Below are 20572 nucleotides of genomic sequence, written 5' to 3'. Positions count from 1 at the left end.
CCCCAAGGGGAAGCACGCAACGCAAGGTGAACTCTCGCAAGGTGACCACCTACGGACTCGGAACCGTCGCCCGCCAACGGAACAGGGGAACGGCAACGGAACCGGTGCGCGCGCCGGAACGGCGCCCTCCCGCCGGAACGGCGGCTCCATTGGTCTAAACCTTGACACCAAACACCCCGGCTGAAACCGTGAACCCTTCGCCGCCACCACAAGGTCCCCCCTTGCCCTGGAGGATTGGCGTGAACACGAACAGAGTGCGCACCGCACTCACAGCGCTGGTGCTAGCCGGATCAGGAGTACTGGTGACCGGACCATCCGCAGACGCCGGACCAGGCACCGGACCAGGCACCGGACCAGGTACTGGACCAGGCGCCGGACCAGGCACCGGACCAGCAGCCACCGCAGCCGCAACCCCACTGCAGGAACTGGTCCCCCAACCGGTCCAAATCCAGCCCCACCCGGACATCACCTTCACCCTGACCCAAACCGCCAAGATCCAAATCGCCACCGACACCGCCCGCAAACCAGCCGAACTGCTGGCGTCGATCCTCCGCCCCTCCACCGGCTACGACCTCCAGATCACCGACAGCGTCACCGGCGACGGCGTAGTCCTCCTCAACAACGCCGACCCCAAGGTGGGCAACGAGGGCTACCAACTCGACGTGACCCCGAAGCAGGTGATCATCCGGGCGAACGCGGCAGCGGGCCACTTCAACGGCATCGCATCTCTCCGCCAGCTCCTGCCACCCAAGGCCGAGGCGAAGACGAAACAGCCAGGCCCCTGGACCGTGCCGGGCGCGAGCATCCTCGACTACCCGAGGTACCAGCACCGCGGCGCCATGCTCGACGTGGCACGGCACTTCTTCACCCCCGACCAGGTCAAGCGCTACATCGACCAGATCGCGGCCTTCAAAATCAACTACTTCCACCTCCACCTGAGCGACGACCAGGGCTGGCGACTGGAGATCAAGAGCTGGCCCGAGCTGACCAAGATCGGTGGCAGCACCGAGGTGGGTGGCCGCAAGGGCAATCTCTTCTACACCCAGGACCAGTACAAGGACCTGGTCGCGTACGCACAGAACCGCGGGATCACCGTCATCCCCGAGTTCGACATGCCGGGCCACACCAACGCGGCGCTGGCGAGCTACGCCGAGCTGAACTGCGACGGCAAGAAGCGCCCGCTCTACACCGGCACTGATGTCGGCTTCTCCAGCCTCTGCATCAGCAAGGACGTCACGTACAAGTTCATCGAGGACGTCGTCAAGGAGGTCTCGGCCATCACGCCCGGCCCGTACTTCCACATCGGCGGCGACGAAGCGCTCTCCACACCGGATGCGGACTTCGTGAAGTTCATGAACCGGGTGCTGCCGATCGTCAAGAAGTACGGCAAGGTCACCACCGGCTGGCACGAGTTCATCAAGACCACCACGGACACCGCACCGATCCCGCAGTTCTGGGGCACGGAGACGTCCGACGCCAACGTGGCCGCGGCCGCCAAGCGCGGCAACAAGGTGCTGATGTCACCGGCGAACCGGATCTACCTCGACATGAAGTACAACAAGAACACCAAGCTGGGCCAGGACTGGGCCGGGCTGGTCGAGGTCAAGACGGCGTACGGCTGGAACCCCGGCGCGTACCTGAGCGGCGTCGGTGAAGCCAGCATCCGGGGTGTTGAGGCTCCACTGTGGACGGAGACCATCAAGACCTCCGCCGACATCGAGTACATGGCGTTCCCGAGGCTCCCGGTGGCCGCCGAGCTCGGCTGGTCGACGGCCGCGACCCACAGCTGGGACAAGTTCGCGCCGCGGCTGGGCGCGCAGGCTCCCCGCTGGAAGGTCCAGGGCATCAACTACTACGCGTCCACTCAGGTGCCCTGGAAGAAGTAACCCCTAGAAGTAGCCCTGCGCGCGGTCGGAGTAGCTGACCAGCAGGTGCTTCACCCGGCGGTACTCGGCGAGCACTGCGGTGTTCGCCGGGTACGCGTAGTAGTTGTTGACCCACACCCGCTCGGCGAGAAGTTCGGCGCCGACGTTGTGCGCCAACGCCACGTCTCGGCACCACAGGCCCGCGCCGAGCTGGTGAGCAGTCTCGTTGGCGATCTTCACCGCGTCGTCGCGGTCGTCGAAGCGGGTCACCGAGACGATCGGGCCGAGCACGTCGTCGGCGAACACGGCGGAGCGGTGATCACCCTCGAAGATCGTGGGCTGGACGTAGTGGCCGGAGGCCTCGCCACCGGTCACCAGCCGCGCGCCTTCTTCCTTGCCGCGCGAGATGTACGCCAGCACACGGTCGCGCTGCTCGAGCGACACCATCGCGCCGACCATGGTGTCGGTGTCGAGCGGGTCGCCCAACCGCAGCTGCTCCGTGCGAATTGTCGCCAGGTTCAGCAGTTCCTCGTAGACGGCGGTCTGGATCAGCGCGCGCGACGGAGCGGTGGAGACCTGGCCCTGGTTGGCCGCGAACATCGCGAAGCCCTCGAGGGCCTTGTCCAGGAAGCTGTCGCGCTGCGCGGTGACGTCGGAGAAGAAGATGTTGGGGCAACGGCCGGAGGGCACGCGGTGATCGTCGGAGCCGGTGACCACGTTCACCACGCCGGGCGGCAGCAGGTCTGCGATCACGCCGAGCAGCACGTGGATCGACGCCGGCGTCTGCAGCGCGGGCTCCAGCACCACGGCGTTGCCGGCGGCCAACGCAGGCGCCAGCACCCGGGAAGCGGCCATCAGCGGGAACGTCCACGGCACGCGCTCGTGCACCACGCCGAGCGGCTGGAACGAGCGGTAGTCGCAGGTGTCGCGGCCCAGCTGCTCGACCTGACCGACCTCGGTGCGGATCACGGCGGCGAAATGACGGAACTGCTCGATCAGCAACGGCACGTCGGCGACCAGGGCCTCGCGGACCGGCTTGCCGTTGTCCCACGTCTCGGCGACCGCGAGCTCGGTCGCGTGCTCCTCCACCCGGTCGGCGATCTCGCCCAGGACCGTGGCGCGCTCTCGCGCGGTCGTACGACCCCACGACCGTGCGGCGCCGCTGGCCGCGTGCAGTGCACGGGCGCGGTCGGCGTCGGTGCCGCGCGCGACCTCCGTGAAGACCTCACCGGTCACCGGCGTGACGTTCTCGACGTACTCGCCGGAGACCGGCGGCACGTAGTCGCCGCCGATGAAGTGGTCGTACCTCGGCCGGTACGCGACCACGCTGCCGGGCTGACCCGGTGCCGCGTACTGCGTCATTCTCGACTCCCGCTGCAGGACTGGGTTGGGGAAAATGAGAAAGTAGGCGGCAGAACGTTGCATGCTCGTTGCAAGCCGTGGATGGATCAGTGACCCACGAACCCGGGCAACACGCACTGTTGCTGAGTCGAGTCAGAGATGCCGTGTTGAGTGGTACTCGCACGGCTGATTCGCCACGCTCGGTGATTTCCGCGTCGTGGCAACGGTCACTCGCCGCCAACGTGAATCCCGACCTGCACACCGCGCCGACGGTGTTCGCCCAGGACGAGCTGCCGGACCTGCGCGAACGGCATCCGCTGCACCCGAGCCTGCCGATCCTCAGAGAAACGTTGCTGGGCTTCGCGGAGGAGTCCAAGCACATCATGATCGTCGCCGACGCGCAGGGCCACATCCTGTGGTGCGAAGGCGACCACCACACCCGCACCAGCGCCGAGGACGTCGGCCTGGCCGAGGGAACGCGCTGGTCGGAGGACGCGGCCGGGACGAACGGGATGGGCACCGCACTGGCGGTCAACTCACCCGTAACGGTGCACTCGGCCGAGCACCTCGTGCGGACCTACCACCACTGGACGTGCGCGGCGAGCCCGATCCGCGACCCGGACACCGGTTCGACGATCGGTGTCGTCGACCTGAGCGGCCCGATCGAGACGGTCCACCCGTCGATGGTGGCACTGGTGTCCGCGTCGGCGAGGCTCGCCGAGTCGGAGATGCTCGCGCGGATGCACGCCCAGGACGAGGAGCTGCGAGCCCGGAACATGCGGCACCTGATCGCGCTGCGCGGCGAACCGGGCGCGCTGCTCAGCCCCACCGGCCGGGTCGTCGCGGTCGAGCCGTACGGACTGCTGCCGTCCAGAGTCGACGTGTCCAGCGACCGGATCCTGCTCCCGGACGGCCGCGAAGCCGTGCTGGAAACCCTCGCCCAGGGCTATCTGCTGCGCATCCCCAGACAACGGCACGTGCGCAGATCCGTGTTGTCCCTGTCGTTCCTGCTGCCCGAACCCAAGGTCGTGCTCGACGGCCGCGAGGTGCCGATCTCGCTCAGACATGCGGAGATCCTCTTCGCGCTGGCGTTGCACGGCAGGCTGTCCGCCGGCCAGCTCGCCCTGCGCCTCTACGGCGAGCGCGGCAACCCCACGACGGTGCGCGCGGAGCTGCACCGCCTGCGTGCCCAACTCGGCACCGACGTGCTCGCGACCAGGCCGTACCGGCTCACCGCGGACGTCGAAGCCGACTTCCTCGCCGTGCGGGCCGCGCTCAAGGACGGCGACGTGCCACTGGCCGCCTCTCGCTACCGCGGCTCTCTGCTCCGACGCTCCGAGGCGCCCGTCGTGCTGGCCGAGCGGGAGGACCTCGCGACCGGCGTGCGCAAGGCGGTCCTGTCCCGCGGTGACGCGAACGCGATCTGGACGTTCACCCAGACCGACTCCGGCGAACACGACGTCGAAGCCCTGGAACAGCTGGTCAGGCTGCTTCCGGTGGACGACGTCAGACGTGCCATCGGCTCCGCACGCCTCAGGAGACTCAACAGTGACGACTTCTAGGGACGGTTGACAAGAGTCTCGCCAACTGAATATCTTCTCAACTAAGAGACTTAGTTGAGGGGGCTGTTGTGTTCGGAAAAACTGGCATGCGCGTACTCATCATCGGAGCGGGGACCGGTGGCCTGTGCCTGGCGCACGGGCTGAAGAAGGCCGGCGTGGACGTCGCGTTGTTCGAACGGGACCGCACGCCGCGCAGCATGTTGATCGGCTACCGGGTCGGGATCAGCCCGGACGGCAGCAAAGCACTGCACACATGTCTGCCACCGGACGTCTTCAAGGAGTTCGTCCGCACCACGGCCCGTCCGGCCACGCGGATCAACATGCGCACCGAGAAGTACAAGGAGCTGTTCGTCGGCGAGTTCGGCCACAACCCCGACGACACCCGCAGCGAGAAGTCGGTCAGCCGGATCGCGATGCGCACCGCGTTGCTGAACGGCCTGGACGACGTCGTCCGGTTCGACAAGACGTTCACGCACTTCAGCCGCAACGACGACGGCTCGGTCACCGCGTTCTTCGACGACGGCACGTCCGAGACCGGCGACGTGCTGGTCGGCGCGGACGGCGCGCAGTCCAGGGTGCGCAGGCAGTACCTGCCGCACGCCAAGATCGCGGACACCGGAATCACCACGATCGCGGGCAAGCTGCCGCTCACGCCGGAGCACGTGAAGCTGTTGCCCCCGAAAGCCGACGGCGGCGTGACGCTGCTGTACGGCCCCAAGGGCGCGTTCGTGATCGTCCACGTGATGCGCTTCGACGGCGAAGGCGTCGAGGACGACTACATCATGTGGGGCTACGCGGCCTCGCACGACAAGTTCCCCGACATGAAGGGCATGACCCAGGAACAGCTCAAGCAGGTCGTCCTGGACATGACCCCGAAGTTCCACCCGAACCTGCGCGAGCTCTTCCGGCTGGCCGACCCGGAGACGGTGTTCGAGATCAAGGTCCGCACCTCGGAACCGCTGGAAGCGTGGGAGTCCAGCAACGTCACGCTGATCGGCGACTCGGTGCACCTCATGACGCCGGGCCGCGGCATCGGCGCGAACACGGCGCTGCGGGACGCCGAACTGCTCACCCGGAAGCTCACCGAGGCACACCACGGCAAAGACGTGGTCCAGGCGATCTCCGAGTACGAGCAGGAGATGGTCAAGTACGGCTTCGAGGCCGTGCTGGCGTCACGTGAGCAGATGGACGGCAACGGCGTGATCCACAAGCCGGTGATCGGCCGGGTCGTGCTGGCGTTCCTGCGGACGTTCCTGCGCGTCACGAACGCCGTGCCCGCGCTGAAGCGGCGGATGCTGACCCAGGACGCGGCGCTTCGTGATCACGTAAATTCAGACCATGAGGTTGTTCACGCCGGGTGAGGTGGTCGTGCGGCGGGAGGTGCTGCACGGCAAGGTCTGGTCGGAGATGCCGACCAGGGTGGTCCTCGACGAGCCGGGGCTGCTCGCGGTGTTCGTGGAACCGGGCACCCGGCTCACCTACCCCGACCACCACCATCCGCACCCGTGGGACAAACCCGAACGCGGCTTCTGGCGCGGGCACGGCAAACTGATGCTGCACCGGCCTGAGGACGCCTACTCGGTCGACCTGTTCTGGAAGGGCGACGACCGGGTGTTCGGCAACTACTACCTCAACCTCCAGGCGCCCTACCGCCGCGTCGGCGACGGTTTCGAAACCCTCGACCACGCGCTCGACTACACGATGGCGCCCGACGGCACGTGGGAGCAACGCGACCTGGACGAGTTCGAGGAACAGGTCGCGTCCGGCAAGTACTCCGAGGAGGAAGCCGAGTCGATCCGGGCGGAGGGCGTCAAGATCGAGAAGATGCTGGCGTCCGGCGACATCTGGTGGGACACGGCCTGGGCGGACTGGCACCCGTGAAGGTTCGCCCGCTCACGTTCGACACGCTCGTCACCGAAATCGTCGACCGGATCTCCGCACAAGCGGGCCGGGTGCGCGTCCTGATCGACGGCGCACCCGCCGCCGAGCCGGGCAAGCTCGCCGACGCGGTCGTGGAACCGTTGCGCGCCTTGGGCCGCGCGGTGCAACGAGTGTCCACCGAGGATTTCCTGCGTCCGGCCTCGGTGCGACTCGAACACGGCCGCACCGACCCGTACTCCTACCGCCACGACTGGTTCGACCTCAACGGGCTCCAACGCGAGGTCCTCGACCCGGCTCTCGACGGCAAGGTCCTGCCGTCGCTGTGGAACGCGGAGACCGACCGGGCCAGCCGCGCCGAGTACGTCGACGTGCCGGAGAACGGCGTGGTGATCGTCGACGGCACCCTGCTGCTGGACCGCTGGCTGCCGGCCGAACTCACCGTCCACCTCTGGCTCTCCCCCGCCGCTCTGAAGCGCAAGACCACTGAGCAGTGGACACTGCCGGCGTTCGACGACTACGAGCCGGTCGCGGACCTCTTCGTGCGCTACGACCACCCCGAACGGCCAGGTCTGGTCGAGTCGTGAACCACCGCTGCGCCCGCGGACATAGACGGGGCAGAGAGGAGGGTCCGTGACCGACGAAGAACTCTGGGGGCGGGTACGGGCCGGTGAGGACGTGGCGTTCGGACTGCTGTTCGAGCGCCATGCCCAAGCCGTGTTCGCCTACTGCCTGCGCCGCACCGGCGTCTGGGCGGTGGCCGAGGACCTGATGTCCGTTGTGTTCATGGAGACGTGGCGCAAGCGCGCGTCAGTGACGGTTGAGGGATCGCTGTTGCCGTGGCTCTACACAGTTGCGCTCGGTGTCACCAGGAACCACCAACGCTCGCGTTTTCGGTACAAGGCAGCACTTGGCAAGGTGACGCCGCAGCTCGCCGATGACGACCACGCCGATGACGTGGCACGCCGGGTGGACGCGGAGACCAGGACCAAGGCGGTGATCTCGGAACTGGAGAAGCTGTCCGCAGGGGATCGGGAGGTGCTGGAGATGTCCGCGTGGTCGGACCTGAGCCAGGCGCAGATCGCCCAGGTGCTCGGCATCCCGGTCGGCACGGTGAAGTCCCGACTCGCTCGTGCGCAGCGGACGGTCCGCGGCGCATTGGTGGAGGAGGCGCTGTGAACATCACTCCGGAGATCCCGCAGCTCGATCCGTCACGCGTGCAGGTCCGCAAGCACGCGCTGCTCAACGCGATCGAGGAGAAGCCGCGCCGCCGGTGGTGGCGCATCGCCGTGCCCGCGACCGTGCTGGCCGCGGCCGCGGTCGCGACGACCGTGCTGTGGACGCCGACGAACCCGTCCGCCTACGCGTCGTGGACCGCCGAACCGCGCGCGCCGGGCCCGAACACGGACGGCATGATCGCGACCTGCAGGGAGAAATTGGCCGAGCGCGACCAGGTCAACCGGAGGGACTTCCCGAACTTTCCACCGATGCCGACCGAGTTGACGCTCATCGACCAGCGCGGTGATCTCACCATGGTCCTGTTCACCGGCCCGTACGGCAACGACTCCTGCCTGAGGTCGCGGAAGGGGATCGAGGCCGGCGGCGGCGGCCGCAACAGCACGCCGATTCCGGCACTCGGCTCGAAGAGGTTCCGCATGGCGAGCGTGGAGACGCTCGACCCCGAGCCCGGCTACGGCGAGCCACGCCGGACGGTGCTCGCCGAGGTCGGCCCCGACGTGGCCAAGGCGGTCGTCAACACCGAGGACGGCAAGCAGGTGGCGGCGACACTCGGCAACGGGTGGATGATCGCGTGGTGGCCGGGTAGAGCGGGTGCGGTCTCGATCACGCTGTACGGCCGCGGGGGCGAAGTGCTCGGGACGGAGAGCCCGGAAGTCAAGGCGATCGAGTAACCTCGGTGCTGTGATGCGGCAGGAGAACAGGAACCGAGCGCTGTTGGTGCTCGCGGTCTTCCTGCCTGCCCTCTACGCCTTCACGTTGTTCTCCTCGCCGACCGAGGTCGTCGCCGCTGTCACGGCGCTCGCCCTCGCGTTGATCGTGGTCGTCGCGCTGGTGCCGCTCTCGGTGGCACCGGCGCGGTCGCTCTCGATCCGGGAACGAGCCCAGCGAACAGCACAGTTGCGGCTGCGAAACCCTGATGCCGCAGGCAAGGCCCGTCCTCGAGCACCGGGATGCGGGACGTTCTGACGTCCCTGAAAATCCCAACTCGATACGGAGAAACAACCCTTGTTCGCTGACCTGGGCGCTGCCCTGGCGAGCTTCGGCGCGCCCGCGCTCGCCATCGTCCTGTTCACCATGGCGGTGCGGCTGATGCTGCACCCGCTGGCCCGCGCGGCCGTCCGCGGCGAGAAGGCCAAGGCCAAGCTCGCCCCGGAGATCCAGAAGCTGCAGAAGAAGTACGGCAAGGACGTGATGCGGCTCTCGGAGGAGTCGCAGAAGGTCTACAAGGCGAACGGCGTCTCGATGTTCGCGGGCATTCTGCCGATGCTCGCGACGATGCCGTTCTTCATGGTCATGTACCAGGTGGCCACGACCCCCAGCCCTCTCCTGGAGGGTACTTTTTTCGGGATTTCGCTAAGTGCTCATTTCGTGAGCACTTTTGCGTGGGTGTTCTTCGTCCTGTTCGGGCTGCTGGCCGTGGTCGCGTATCTGACCGTGCGCTGGCAACAGTCCCGGATGACGACGACTCCGACCCCTGGCTTCATGACCGGCCTGGTCAAGGTCATGCCGTTCATGACGATCCTGGTCGCGGCCTACCTGCCGCTGGCCGCCGGTCTGTACCTGCTCACCACGACGACGTGGACGATCGCGGAACGGGCGCTGCTCTACCGCATCCTGAGCTGAAGCTGCGCGATCAGCCGGACGAGCGGATCGTCCAGGTCGAGGTCGATCCGCTTCAGCCGGTACCGCAACGTGTTCGGGTGGACGTGCAGCCGGTCGGCCGCGGCTCGCACGTCGCCCAAGGCGTCCAGATAAGCCAGCAACGACTTCGCGAGCTCCGGGTCGAGAGCGTCGATCCGGGGGTCGCGGATCCGGGGATTGTCCTGCAGCAGAGCCAGGATCTCGCTCACCAGCACCTGTGACCGGACGTCGGCCAACGTCGCCACCTCGGCGTCGAGGTCACGGGCCATCGCGTCGAGCACGCGTTCGGCCTCCTGCCTCGAGACCTGGGCATCATCCAATGTGGACACAGCCGACCCGACCGCGGCCTGAACGGACGTGTGCAGGTGCCGTCGAGCGGTCGTGACGATTTCTTTGGTCAGACTGAGAAGTTGAGCGTTCGGAGCGAGATCGGGCAGCAACACGTACGTGCGCCCGCCCGACTCGCTCACCAGCGCACTGCGCCGGTACGCAGCCGCGTGCACCGAGATCAACCCGGTCATCTCGGCACGGCGCAGCTCGTGTTCGCTGCGATCGCCCTCACCACCGCGCAGCGCGAAAACCACGACGGCACAAGGCTTCGACGGGTCGGCACCGATCTGCCCCGCGACGGTCGCGGCGTCCATCCGCCCGGTCAGCAACGCGGCGAGGAGGTTCTCGCGGAACCGGGACGCCGGCTGGTTGCGCTGCTGGATCAGGTGCGGCGCGGTGACCCGGGCAGCGCCGAGCAACGCCCGTTCGGCCTGCTCGGTCAGCGGCTGGTCACCTTCCTGCACCCAGATCGCGCCCAGCGGCTGGGAACCGGCGTGGATGCCGACCGCGATGCGGCGCCGGATGCCCAGCTCCGGCCGTTCGTCGATCCGGACGACCTCCTCGGACGAGCGCAGCAGGTTGTAGACGCCCCACTCGCGCAGCATCTTCAGGTACGGCTCGGGCCCCTGCCGGCCGAGAATGGACAACCTGCGCAGCTCGTCGACCTCGTCGGACGACCGCGAGTAGGCCAGCACCCGGCTGGCGGTGTCCTCGATGCTGACGATCCCGCCGGTCAGGGTCGCAATCGTTTGCGCCAACGCGAACAGGTCGCCGAGCACCTCACCGTCGTCGGTCGTGGTCGTCAGAACACCCCTGGCCAACGACTCCAGATGCGCCCACCGCACCTCGGGCCGGACTTCCAGCAACGCCACGCCCGCGTCCACCGCGGCCTGTTCGAGCGCCTGAGTCGACTCCTTGACGGCCACGGCAGCGGCTCGAGCCCGCCCCGCAGCCCTGATCAGCGGCAACGCGGCCCGTCCACGAGCCCCGATCAGCAGCGCGAGATCGCCGACGGCGACATCTGGCGGGTCGTCCGGATCCATGATCACGACATCGCGCACGTCGACCTCCAGGCCGTTGGGTGCGACCTGCAGCGAGACGAGCGGATCGCCCAAAGCGATCAGGATGTGGCGGAGACTCATAACTGTTCGATCGTACATCTGACCAGGTGAATCTTGGCCGTTTGCACAACGAGGCCGAGGTCGCGCGGACTTACGGTTTGGGCACCCCAAGTACTCGAAGAGGAGTTGCCGAGTGGACGCTGTCACCCAGGTTCCCGCCCCGGTCAACGAGCCGGTGCTGCAGTACGCCCCCGGCACCCCGGAGCGCGCGGAACTGCAGGCCAAGCTGGCCGAGCTGCAGAAGGAGCCGCTCGACCTCACGCTGACCATCGGTGGCGAGCAGCGCATGGGTGGCGGCGAGCGCTTCGACGTCGTCCAGCCGCACAACCACCGCTCCGTCCTCGGCACGCTCGCCGGCGCGACCCAGCAGGACACCACCGACGCCCTGCGCGCGGCCCGCGAGGCTGCCCCGGCGTGGCGCGCGATGTCGTTCGACGACCGCGCGGCGATCATCCTGCGCGCGGCCGACCTGCTCGCGGGCCCGTGGCGGCAGACGCTCAACGCCGCGACGATGCTCGGTCAGTCGAAGACCGCGATCCAGGCCGAGATCGACTCCGCCTGTGAGCTGATCGACTTCTGGCGCTTCAACGTGCAGTTCGCCCGCAACCTGCTGGCCGAGCAGCCGATCTCCTCCCCCGGCGTGTGGAACCGCACCGACCACCGCCCGCTCGAGGGCTTCGTCTACGCGATCACGCCGTTCAACTTCACCGCCATCGCCGGCAACCTGCCGACCGCGCCCGCGCTGATGGGCAACGTGGTGCTGTGGAAGCCGTCGCCCACGCAGTCGTTCGCGGCGCACCTCACCATGCGGCTGCTGGAGGAGGCGGGCATGCCGCCCGGCGTCATCAACCTGCTGCCCGGTGACGGCCTGGCCGTCTCCGAGGTCGCGCTCAACTCGCCTGACCTCGCGGGCATCCACTTCACCGGTTCCACCGCGACGTTCCAGAAGCTGTGGGCGCAGGTCGGCGCGAACATCGCCAACTACCGCTCGTACCCGCGCATCGTCGGCGAGACCGGTGGCAAGGACTTCATCCTGGCGCACCCGTCGGCCGACCCTGACGTGCTGCGCGTCGCCCTGATCCGCGGTGCTTTCGAGTACCAGGGCCAGAAGTGCTCCGCCGCGTCGCGCGCCTACGTGCCGCGCTCGGTGTGGAACAGGATCAAGGACCAGTTCCTGGCCGAGGTCGACGCCCTGACCTACGGCGACGTCACGGACTTCTCGAACTTCGGTGGCGCGGTGATCGACCGCCGCTCGTTCGACAAGCTGTCGGGCGTGCTGCAGGCCGCTCGTGCGGACTCGTCGCTGGAGATCGCCGCCGGTGGCACCGCGGACGACTCGGACGGCTTCTTCGTGCGGCCGACCGTTCTCGTCGGTTCGGACCCCACGAACTCCGTCTTCACCACCGAGTTCTTCGGCCCGGTGCTGGCGATCCACGTGTTCGAGGACGCCGACTACCTCACGGTTTTGAAGCAGATGGAGAGCGCGGCGCCGTACGGCCTGACCGGCTCGATCATCTCTCGTGACCGCGCCGCGGTGGCTCACGCGCAGGAGGAGCTGCGGTTCGCCGCCGGCAACTTCTACGTCAACGACAAGCCGACCGGTGCCGTCGTGGGCCAGCAGCCGTTCGGCGGCGGTCGCGCGTCCGGCACGAACGACAAGGCGGGGTCGGTCCACAACCTGCTCCGCTGGGTCAGCCCGCGCTCCATCAAGGAGACCTTCGCGGCACCCACCAACCACCTCCACCCGCACCAGGGGGCGTGATGCTGCGCAGCACCCTTCTCGCCGCCGCTCGCAACCAGGGCGCGCGCAAGCTCGTCGAGTCGACGCCGCTGACCCGGCCCGTCGTCGAGCGGTTCGTCGCCGGTGACGACGTCGACGCGGCGATCCGCGCCACCGCCGAGGTGCTGGGCGACGGTCGTCTCGTGACGCTCGACCACCTCGGTGAGGACACCTTCGAGGAGTCGCAGGCCAACGACACCGTCGAGGCGTACCTGACGCTGCTCGCGCGGTTGGAGTCGTACGGGCTCACGAACGGCGCCGAGGTGTCGGTCAAGCTGTCCGCGGTCGGCCAGTCGCTGCCGATCGACGGCGAGAAGATCGCGCTGGAGAACGCCCGGCGCATCTGCTCGGCCGCCGCGGTCGTCGGCACGACAGTCACGCTCGACATGGAGGACCACACCACCACGGACTCCACGCTGGGCATCCTGCGTGAGCTGCGGGTGGACTTCCCGTGGGTCGGCGCGGTGCTGCAGGCGTACCTTCGCAGGACCGAGCAGGACTGCCGCGACCTCGCGTACTCCGGTTCGCGCGTGCGGCTGTGCAAGGGCGCCTACCAGGAGCCTGCTTCCGTTGCGTACCAGGACAAGCACGACGTCGACCTGTCGTACGTGCGCTGCCTCAAGGTGCTCATGGAGGGCGACGGCTACCCGATGGTGGCCTCGCACGACCCGCGCCTGATCGCGATCGCCGCCGACCTCGCTTCGGCCCGGTCGAAGGACTCCTACGAGTTCCAGATGCTGTACGGCATCCGGCCCGAGGAGCAGCGCCGCATCGCCGCCGAGGGCAACCGCATGCGCGTCTACGTCCCGTACGGCGACGAGTGGTACGGCTACTTCATGCGCCGTCTCGCGGAGCGTCCGGCCAACGTGGCGTTCTTCGTGCGGTCGCTGCTCACGAAGAGCTGAGCGCCTCGACCGTTTCGAGGGCGAACTCCAGCTTCACCGGCTCATCCGCCGCGCGCATGATCTCCACCGCGCGGTGGGTGAGCCGGAGTGCTTTCTGCAGCTGGAACTTCGTCTCCGCGCACAGCCGCGCGTAGATCGTCAGCGCGTCGGCGTACCCCACCTCCCGGTCCAGGTCCTTGCCCAGCAGGTGCCACAGGACGACGGCGGTGTGCGCGGTGTTCCTGGCCTCGACACGTCGTTCCGCGCCGCGGAGTTTGCACGCGTGGTGCTGCACGGCGCTGATGTACGACGCCGGCGCCTTGTCCTTGTGCGCCCGCCAGATGCCGACCATCAGCTCGGACGCCTCCAGCGCGTGCGCGTGATACTCCATTTCGGACAGTGTGGACGTCATGGGCTGCAGGGCGATCGCGAGCTTGACGCCGAAGGAGTCGACCAGCTGGGACGGCAGCCGGCGCGCGATGTCGAACACCTCGGCCGCGGTGGTCAGCGCCAGGTCGATCTCGTCGTGGATGAGCTGCTGCTCGGTCAGCGTGGCCAGGGCGACCGCGAGGTCGACCTGGTGCCAGACCGTGTTCTCGGCAGCCAGTTCCCGGTACACCTCAACGGCTTCGCTCGCGGCCGCCAGTTCCGTGTCGAAGTCGTGGGCGACCTTGACGACGTTGAGCAGCGCGGCGCCGAGCCCGTTGCGGTCCTCGGTCTCCCGCCACAGCATCACGGCTTCCTGCGCGGTGAGCTTCGCGTCCGGGTCCTCGCACAGGTCGCGCAACGCCCGGCTGTGCCGCATCAGTGCGTCCGCCAGCTCGGATCGGAACGTCTGCGGGTTCACCACTGCGAGCCGGCGGAAGACCTCCACGGCTTCCTTGAGGGTCTCGTTCGCGGCTTCGGCCCGGCGCAGCTCGACCAGCATGGTGCCCGCGTCGGCGAGGTTGCGGGCCAGTTCCGGTTCGTAGCGCGGGTCTTCCTGGGCGAGGATGCGCCAGTTCGCGATCGAGAGCTGCATCGACTCGGCGGCGCAGGTGTTCTCGCCCTCCGCGTGGTACCGGCGGGCCACCGTGGCGGCGACCCTGGCGAAGTCGACGCGGAACAGCGCCGGGTGGTTCTTCGCGAGTTCCTGGTACATCAGAGTGGCGCGGCTGATGGCGTCCATCGACGCCTCCGGCATGCCGAGTGCCTGGTAGCGGTAGCTGATCTGCTCCAACGCCGACGCGAGCTGCGGGACGGTCTCCGGGTCGTCGATCGCGATCTCGTGCCAGAGCTGGATGGCTTCCTCGGAGACCTTCAGGACTTCGTCGGTGCGGTGCACGGCGATGAGCCTCAGGCCGAGGTCGCCCAACGAGTCCGCGAGCAACGGCCGGTTCTCGTGGTCCTGCTCGACCAGCTCGCGGTAACAGCCGACCTCGGCCTCCGAGGCCTCGACGGCCTCTTCGCGCAGGCCGCAGAGTGACGTGCGGGCGCTGAGCATCCCGTACATCTCGGCGCGTTCGAGGGTGTCCTGGGCGCGCTCGATCAGGCGTTTCGTGAGGATGGAGGGGATAGGACAGGTGGCGAACCGTTCGTCGCGGAAGACCTGGCGGGCGATGTGGTCGAGCGTCGCGAACGAGCCGAGCTCGGCGGCGATGCGGAGGCTGTCGCGCTGCATGTCGAGCACGATCTTCGGGTTCGCGTCGATCAGTTCGTCGAGCTTCGGGCGCAGGTGCGGCCAGCGTTCGGCGGCGCGGGCGAGCAGGTCCGGGTCCGGGGTGTCCGGGTTGGCCACCGCGAGGTAGTCCTCGGCGATGCGGCCTGTTCCGGGACCGTTGTCGTGTTTGAGGAGCTGGCGGACGAGCTGGGTGCGGTTCACGTCGCACGGGTCGCCGTGCACCGCCGTCAACGCGGCCATGTGCAGGTCGAGGACCGTTTCCCGGGCGATGTTCGGTGGCGGCTCGTCCGGGGCCGTGACGTTGAGCTGCTTGGCGAAGTGCTGGCAGGCGAGGGTGAACGACTCCGCGCGGTCCGCCAGCGTCGGTTCGAGCTCGAGGTCGCTGACCTCGTGGTCGAAGTCCGCGATGCGCTGGCGGGTCGAGGACCACCACCAGCCCGTGGTCCTCGCCGCCAGCAGCACCCGCGTGCGTTCCGGGCCGTGCCGGAGCGTGTCCTGCAGCCTCAGGAAGATGTCGTTCCAGGTGAGGCGGTCGGCGTCGTCGATGAGCAGCAGCCTGCCGTGCTCCTCCTCGCGCTCCGCTGAGAACTCCTCGGCGAAACGCTGGAGCAGCCTGGTCTTGCCCGCGCCCGCTGGAGCGTGCAGCAGCAGGGACGCCTGAGCAGCAGGGCCGTCACGCCACTGCGTGAGTGCCTGCAGTTCGGATTCTCTGCCGTGAAAGGGGACCACCTGATGGGTGGGGTCCAGCAGTGCGGCGACGCTGAGTGCTCGGTCCACAGCCTCATAGTCGGCAAATGGTCAGGCGAGGGGTAGGAAGACCACACCATCGTGGAGTCTTCCCGTTTTTCCTTCACTCCTTTGCTGACTGGGTTGGAGATCCTCCAACGACTACGCACGGCGGGCCAGGTGGTGGCGGTAACTCTCGTACTGGCCGACGAACTTCGGGCGGACCCTGGCCAGTTCGAGGACGCGTGAGAGGGCATCGCGGTGGCCGATGAAGTCCGCGCCGGCGTAGTGCGCGCCGCCGAGCCCGCCGATGATCCGGGCCCTGATGGGCATCTGCTTGCGGGCGTACTCCTTGCGGAAGAAGCTGCCCGGTGCCATGCGCTGGCGGATCGAGCTCTTCACGTTCTCCGTGACGTCGCGCTCGTGGATCCACGTCAGCTCGCCGACCTCCTGCTGGAGCGCGCCGAACCGCGCGTACGAGCGGCTGTCGTACACGTCGATGATCGAGAAGTGCCCGCCCGGCTTGAGCACGCGGACGACCTCGCCGAAGAACCGCTCGACGTCCGGGTAGTTGTGCGAGCTCTCGACGTTGATGACGAGGTCGAACTCGCCGTCGGAGAACGGCAGCCGCTCGGCGTCGCCCTCGACGTAGGTCAGGCGGTCGCCGCGGGCGAGCAGCGCGTTGGCCCGGCGGATGGCGGCCCCGGACAGGTCGAGACCGACCGCTCGGGCAGGGTCGACGAGCCGGGAGAGGAAGTTGAGGCCCTCGCCCATGCCGCAGCCGACCTCCAGCACGTTGAGGCTCCTGAACTCGTTCTTCGAGTACGGGAGGCCGCGCAGTGTTTGGAAGTAGAGCTGCTCGGAGAAACCGTCGCTCACACCCGCGTTGAAGTTCGGGCAAATATCGGTCAGTTCATTCAGCAGTTCCGGGCAGTGCATGCCCCAGTTCCAGAAGTCGCCTGTCCGCGACCACGACGCCACGTCGTCGTAGACCGCCGAGACGGCGCCTTTGATCTGGTCAGCGCCGGGGATGCCGGCGTTGAGGTCGCGCAGGCCGGTAGCCGCGTTGCCGTTGGTCATGAGCCTTCTCCCAAGGTGAGCGTTCCTTAGGTTCCGCACTGTGGCAGCGCTCCCACTAGGTAATGCCCTTTCGCGCATCCAATTCGGGGGAATTCATAGAGTTCGGCCGAGAAAACGATTGTTGTAAACCTTTCCAAATTATCCCGGTACATTTCCCGGTCCAGCTCGATTTCAGCCTGGACTGAAACTGTCAGACCTCACGGGCACAATCTGGGGTGTGCTGGTTGCTCTCGTCCCGGACGCGGACGGTGCGGGCCGGTGGCAGAAGCTGCACGACGACGGGACGCCCGCGGGTCCCGAGATGGCAGCCTCGTCACTGACCTCCGCCGTCGCGTCGCTCGAACGTGCCCACAGACCGCGGTGGGTGTGGGCGGACACGGCCGAGACCTATCCGCTGCTGCTCGCCGCCGGCGTGCGCGTCGACCGGTGCTGGGACCTGCACCTGACCGAGTCGCTGCTGCTCGGCGCCGACGGCCGCCACCGCGAGCCCAAGGAGCTGGCCGCGGCGGTGGCGCGCGAGCTGGGACTGCCCGCCCCTTCCGATCTGGGGCCGCGCAAGAAGGACGTCGAGCTGACGTTGTTCGAGCCGGAGCCGACCCAGCTGCCCGGCGGCACCGACGAGCTGGCCGCGTTGTCGATGGTTTTCCGGGCACAGCAACGGAATCCGGCGCTCGGGCTGCTGATCGCGGCCGAGTCGGCGTCGGCGTTGGTGGCGGCGGAGATGACGCACCACGGGTTGCCGTGGCGGGAGGACGTGCACAACGCGATCCTCGAGGAGATGCTCGGGCCACGCACGGCACCGGGAGTGCGACCGAAGTTGTTGCAGGCGTTGGCTGACCGGATCCGGGAGGCGTTCGGCGGCAAGGAGATCAACCCGGACGCGCCCGCGAGCATCGTCCGCGCCTTCGCACGTGAGGGCATCGACGTGTCGTCCGCGCGCAAGTGGGTGCTGGAGAAGATCGACCACCCGGCCGTGGAACCGTTGCTGGAGTACAAGAAGCTCGCACGGCTGTGGGTCGCGCACGGCTGGACGTGGCTCGACGCGTGGGTGAGCGACGGGCGGTTCCGGCCGGACTACGTCGTCGGTGGCGTGGTGTCGGGGCGGTGGGCGTCACAGGGTGGTGCGGCGCTGCAGATTCCCCGGCTGATGCGCCAGGCCGTGATCGCGGACGACGGCTTCGTTCTCGTGGCGGCCGACGCCTCGCAGCTCGAACCGCGGATTCTCGCTGCCCTGTCAGGAGATCAGCGGCTGATCGAGGTGTGCACGGACGACGACCTGTACTCCGCGCTGGCCGCGGACTCGTTCTCCGGCGAGCGGCCGAGAGCGAAGATCGGGATGCTCTCGGCGATCTACGGCGGCACGTCCGGTGAGGCCGGACCGCTGCTCGCCGTGCTGCGCAAGAGGTTCCCCACGGCCATCGGTTACGTGGAAGCCGCCGCGCAGGCCGGCGAACAGGGCCGGATGGTGCGCACGCGACTCGGCCGCACCTCGCCCGCGCCGTCCGCGGCCTGGCAGGAGCTGACCGGTGGGGCGAACGACTCCGGTGAGGTGTCGAGCTCGTCTCGGCAGGCGGCGCGCAACTGGGGCAGGTTCACCCGCAACTTCGTGGTGCAGGGCAGCGCGGCGGACTGGACGGCGGCGTTGCTGGGTGTGCTGCGCAACAAGCTCCCGCAGGACGCCCACCTGGTGTTCTTCCAGCACGACGAGGTGCTGGTGCACTGCCCGCGCGAGGACGCCGAGGCGGTGACCGAGGCGATCGCCGCGGCCGGAAGGGAAGCCACCCGGTTGCTGTTCGGCGAGACGGCGGTGCGGTTCCCGATGAACGCCGTGCCCGTGACCTGCTACGCCGACGCGAAATAAGTCCAAACGAGACGCTGCCCGACCTGCGCCGTTCGACGTCGTTGCTCCGAATGGCTGCTTGAATCGATCCCGTGAGAGCGCTCTCATAAATGGACTGCACCCGTGACAAGGAGGTCACTCGCGCATGAAGCCACGCCGCCGCATCCTCGCGGCCACGACAGCTCTTCTTGCCGCGGTACCCCTGGCTATCGCCGCCATGTCCGCCAACGCTTCGATCCCACCCCCTGCTGCGGGATGGACGCAGGTGTGGGGTGACGACTTCAACGGCCCGAACGGATCGCTGCCGTCGAGCTCCAACTGGATCTTCGACCTGGGTCACGCGTACCCGGGAGGCCCCGCGAACTGGGGCACCGGAGAAATCCAGAACTACACGAACAGCACGCAGAACATCAAACTCGACGGGTCCGGCAACCTGCGGATCACCGCGCTGAAGGACGGCGCGGGCAACTGGACGTCGTCGCGCATCGAGACCCAGCGCTCGAACTTCAAGCCGGCGCCGGGCGGCAAGCTCGCCATCGAGGGCCGCATCCAGATGCCGAACGTCACCGGCCAGGCCGCGCTGGGCTACTGGCCGGCGTTCTGGGCGCTCGGGTCACCGTTCCGAGGCAACTACTGGAACTGGCCGGGCATCGGCGAGTTCGACATCATGGAGAACGTCAACGGCATCAACTCCGTGTGGGGCGTGCTGCACTGCGACGTCGCGCCCGGCGGTGCCTGTGGCGAGTTCACCGGCATCGGCAACTCGCGGGCGTGCCCAGGCGCGTCCTGCCAGTCGGCCTTCCACACCTACCGCTTCGAGTGGGACGACGCCGCGAAGACGTTCACGTGGTTCGTCGACGGCCAGCAGTTCCACCAGGTCACCCAGGCGCGCGTCGGCACGACCGTGTGGAACCAGATGACGTCGCACGCGGGGTACTTCGTCCTGCTGAACCTCGCGATCGGCGGCGCGTTCCCCGACGCGCTGAACCCAGGCCAGCCGACCCCTGTCGCGGCCACCCAGTCCGGCCACTCGCTGGTCGTGGACTACGTGGCCGTCTACTCGGCTGGCGGCGGTCCCACCACTCCCCCGACGACCACCACGACGACGACCACCCCTCCCGGTGGCGGCGGCTCGGCCTACTCCGAGCTGCAGGCGGAGAGCGCGGCGGAGCGGTCCGGTGGCTCGGTGGGCGTCGGTGACGGCGGATCGGCGGTGAACCAGATCGGCAACGGCGGCTACCTGAAGTACTCCCGCGTCGACTTCGGCTCGGGTCCGGCCCGGCAGTTCTACGCCCGCGTGGCGTCTGGTGCTTCGGGCGGCGTGAGCGGGCTGGTCGAGGTGCGGCTCGACTCGCGGACGGCGTCTCCCGTGGGCACGTTCGCGGTCGGCAACACCGGGGGCTGGGACGCGTGGAGAACCATTCCCGCCAACATCTCCAACATCAGCGGGGTGCACGACGTGTACGTGACTTTCACGTCCGGTCAGCCCGCGCCCTATGTGAGCGTGAACTGGGTGAAGTTCGGAACCTGACCCCCTGGGTGAGCAACCCGGCTCTGCCTTGAGCTAGAATCTCGTCCGGCAAGACGCGGACGATTAGCTCAGCGGGAGAGCACTACCTTGACAC

Annotated in this window: 17 protein-coding genes; 13 read left to right on the top strand and 4 right to left on the bottom strand. The window is 68.0% G+C overall.

Going from position 1 to position 20572, the window contains the following annotated elements:
• Positions 1-302: 302 nt before the first annotated feature.
• The gene (locus UK23_RS42255; protein WP_052685524.1) at positions 303-1886 is read left to right on the top strand and encodes a beta-N-acetylhexosaminidase; all 1584 of its coding nucleotides are present in this window, start codon (positions 303-305) and stop codon (positions 1884-1886) included.
• A gap of 3 nt (positions 1887-1889) precedes the next feature.
• Here UK23_RS42255 and UK23_RS42250 read toward each other — a convergent pair whose 3' ends face one another.
• The gene (locus tag UK23_RS42250) at positions 1890-3227 is read right to left on the bottom strand and encodes an aldehyde dehydrogenase family protein (protein ID WP_045317444.1); all 1338 of its coding nucleotides are present in this window, start codon (positions 3225-3227) and stop codon (positions 1890-1892) included.
• A 182-nt stretch (positions 3228-3409) separates the two neighbouring features.
• Between UK23_RS42250 and UK23_RS42245 the strand changes: the two genes are divergently transcribed.
• The 8 genes from UK23_RS42245 (at position 3410) to UK23_RS42210 (ending at position 9508) form a co-directional block, all read left to right on the top strand.
• A complete protein-coding gene (locus UK23_RS42245; RefSeq protein ID WP_231114924.1) occupies positions 3410-4768 on the top strand; it encodes a GAF domain-containing protein in 1359 nt (452 codons plus the stop codon).
• Positions 4769-4854: 86 nt separating this feature from the next.
• Positions 4855-6129 carry an FAD-dependent oxidoreductase gene (locus UK23_RS42240; RefSeq protein ID WP_045317442.1) on the top strand — a complete coding sequence of 425 codons (1275 nt, stop codon included), beginning with the start codon at positions 4855-4857 and terminating at the stop codon, positions 6127-6129.
• Positions 6107-6649, top strand: coding sequence for a DUF402 domain-containing protein (locus UK23_RS42235; protein WP_045317441.1), 543 nt, complete (start codon positions 6107-6109; stop codon positions 6647-6649). Before UK23_RS42240 ends, UK23_RS42235 begins: the two co-directional genes overlap by 23 nt.
• Positions 6646-7233: a uridine kinase gene (locus UK23_RS42230; protein ID WP_045317447.1), complete on the top strand. Its 588-nt coding sequence runs from the start codon at positions 6646-6648 to the stop codon at positions 7231-7233. The genes UK23_RS42235 and UK23_RS42230 overlap by 4 nt, the downstream gene beginning before the upstream one ends.
• A 46-nt stretch (positions 7234-7279) precedes the next feature.
• Positions 7280-7825: an RNA polymerase sigma factor gene (locus UK23_RS42225; protein ID WP_045317440.1), complete on the top strand. Its 546-nt coding sequence runs from the start codon at positions 7280-7282 to the stop codon at positions 7823-7825.
• A complete protein-coding gene (locus tag UK23_RS42220) occupies positions 7822-8556 on the top strand; it encodes a hypothetical protein (RefSeq protein WP_045317439.1) in 735 nt (244 codons plus the stop codon). Before UK23_RS42225 ends, UK23_RS42220 begins: the two co-directional genes overlap by 4 nt.
• A gap of 13 nt (positions 8557-8569) precedes the next feature.
• Positions 8570-8851 carry a DUF6412 domain-containing protein gene (locus UK23_RS42215; protein ID WP_052685522.1) on the top strand — a complete coding sequence of 94 codons (282 nt, stop codon included), beginning with the start codon at positions 8570-8572 and terminating at the stop codon, positions 8849-8851.
• Between the two features lie 39 nt (positions 8852-8890).
• The gene (locus UK23_RS42210; protein WP_045317438.1) at positions 8891-9508 is read left to right on the top strand and encodes a YidC/Oxa1 family membrane protein insertase; all 618 of its coding nucleotides are present in this window, start codon (positions 8891-8893) and stop codon (positions 9506-9508) included.
• Here the strand turns inward: UK23_RS42210 and UK23_RS42205 are convergent.
• A complete protein-coding gene (locus tag UK23_RS42205; RefSeq protein WP_082115424.1) occupies positions 9490-10998 on the bottom strand; it encodes a PucR family transcriptional regulator in 1509 nt (502 codons plus the stop codon). The genes UK23_RS42210 and UK23_RS42205 overlap by 19 nt on opposite strands.
• A gap of 112 nt (positions 10999-11110) precedes the next feature.
• On the opposite strand from UK23_RS42205, the gene pruA reads away from it, so the two are divergent.
• Both pruA and UK23_RS42195 read left to right on the top strand, forming a co-directional pair.
• The gene (pruA, locus tag UK23_RS42200; RefSeq protein WP_045317436.1) at positions 11111-12739 is read left to right on the top strand and encodes an L-glutamate gamma-semialdehyde dehydrogenase; all 1629 of its coding nucleotides are present in this window, start codon (positions 11111-11113) and stop codon (positions 12737-12739) included.
• Positions 12739-13662, top strand: a complete 924-nt coding sequence (locus tag UK23_RS42195; protein ID WP_045317435.1) for a proline dehydrogenase family protein — start codon at positions 12739-12741, stop codon at positions 13660-13662. The genes pruA and UK23_RS42195 overlap by 1 nt, the downstream gene beginning before the upstream one ends.
• Here UK23_RS42195 and UK23_RS42190 read toward each other — a convergent pair.
• Together UK23_RS42190 and UK23_RS42185 are read right to left on the bottom strand one after the other, a co-directional pair.
• Positions 13649-16078, bottom strand: coding sequence for a hypothetical protein (locus UK23_RS42190; protein ID WP_045317434.1), 2430 nt, complete (start codon positions 16076-16078; stop codon positions 13649-13651). The genes UK23_RS42195 and UK23_RS42190 overlap by 14 nt on opposite strands.
• Positions 16079-16189: 111 nt before the next feature.
• Complete coding sequence (locus tag UK23_RS42185) at positions 16190-17107, bottom strand: class I SAM-dependent methyltransferase (RefSeq protein ID WP_045317433.1); 918 nt, start codon at positions 17105-17107, stop codon at positions 16190-16192.
• Between the two features lie 217 nt (positions 17108-17324).
• Between UK23_RS42185 and UK23_RS42180 the strand changes: the two genes are divergently transcribed.
• Both UK23_RS42180 and UK23_RS42175 read left to right on the top strand, forming a co-directional pair.
• Positions 17325-18968: a bifunctional 3'-5' exonuclease/DNA polymerase gene (locus UK23_RS42180; RefSeq protein ID WP_082115422.1), complete on the top strand. Its 1644-nt coding sequence runs from the start codon at positions 17325-17327 to the stop codon at positions 18966-18968.
• A 124-nt stretch (positions 18969-19092) separates the two neighbouring features.
• Positions 19093-20478: a carbohydrate-binding protein gene (locus UK23_RS42175; RefSeq protein ID WP_045317432.1), complete on the top strand. Its 1386-nt coding sequence runs from the start codon at positions 19093-19095 to the stop codon at positions 20476-20478.
• Positions 20479-20572 lie beyond the last annotated feature (94 nt).

It is taken from the genome of Lentzea aerocolonigenes (assembly GCF_000955955.1).
In the GTDB taxonomy this organism is placed as follows: Bacteria; Actinomycetota; Actinomycetes; order Mycobacteriales; family Pseudonocardiaceae; genus Lentzea; species Lentzea aerocolonigenes_A.
Note: the sequence above shows the minus strand (reverse complement) of the source record. Positions and strands in the feature narration are given on the sequence as shown.

Excerpts from the sequence above, each read along its gene's own strand:
- UK23_RS42250 (WP_045317444.1), bottom strand. The coding sequence starts at position 3,227 with ATGACGCAGTACGCGGCACCGGGTCAGCCCGGCAGCGTGGTCGCGTAC.
- UK23_RS42240 (WP_045317442.1), top strand. The coding sequence starts at position 4,855 with ATGCGCGTACTCATCATCGGAGCGGGGACCGGTGGCCTGTGCCTGGCG.
- UK23_RS42235 (WP_045317441.1), top strand. The coding sequence starts at position 6,107 with ATGAGGTTGTTCACGCCGGGTGAGGTGGTCGTGCGGCGGGAGGTGCTG.
- UK23_RS42215 (WP_052685522.1), top strand. The coding sequence starts at position 8,570 with ATGCGGCAGGAGAACAGGAACCGAGCGCTGTTGGTGCTCGCGGTCTTC.
- UK23_RS42205 (WP_082115424.1), bottom strand. The coding sequence starts at position 10,998 with ATGAGTCTCCGCCACATCCTGATCGCTTTGGGCGATCCGCTCGTCTCG.
- UK23_RS42195 (WP_045317435.1), top strand. The coding sequence starts at position 12,739 with ATGCTGCGCAGCACCCTTCTCGCCGCCGCTCGCAACCAGGGCGCGCGC.
- UK23_RS42185 (WP_045317433.1), bottom strand. The coding sequence starts at position 17,107 with ATGACCAACGGCAACGCGGCTACCGGCCTGCGCGACCTCAACGCCGGC.
- UK23_RS42175 (WP_045317432.1), top strand. The coding sequence starts at position 19,093 with ATGAAGCCACGCCGCCGCATCCTCGCGGCCACGACAGCTCTTCTTGCC.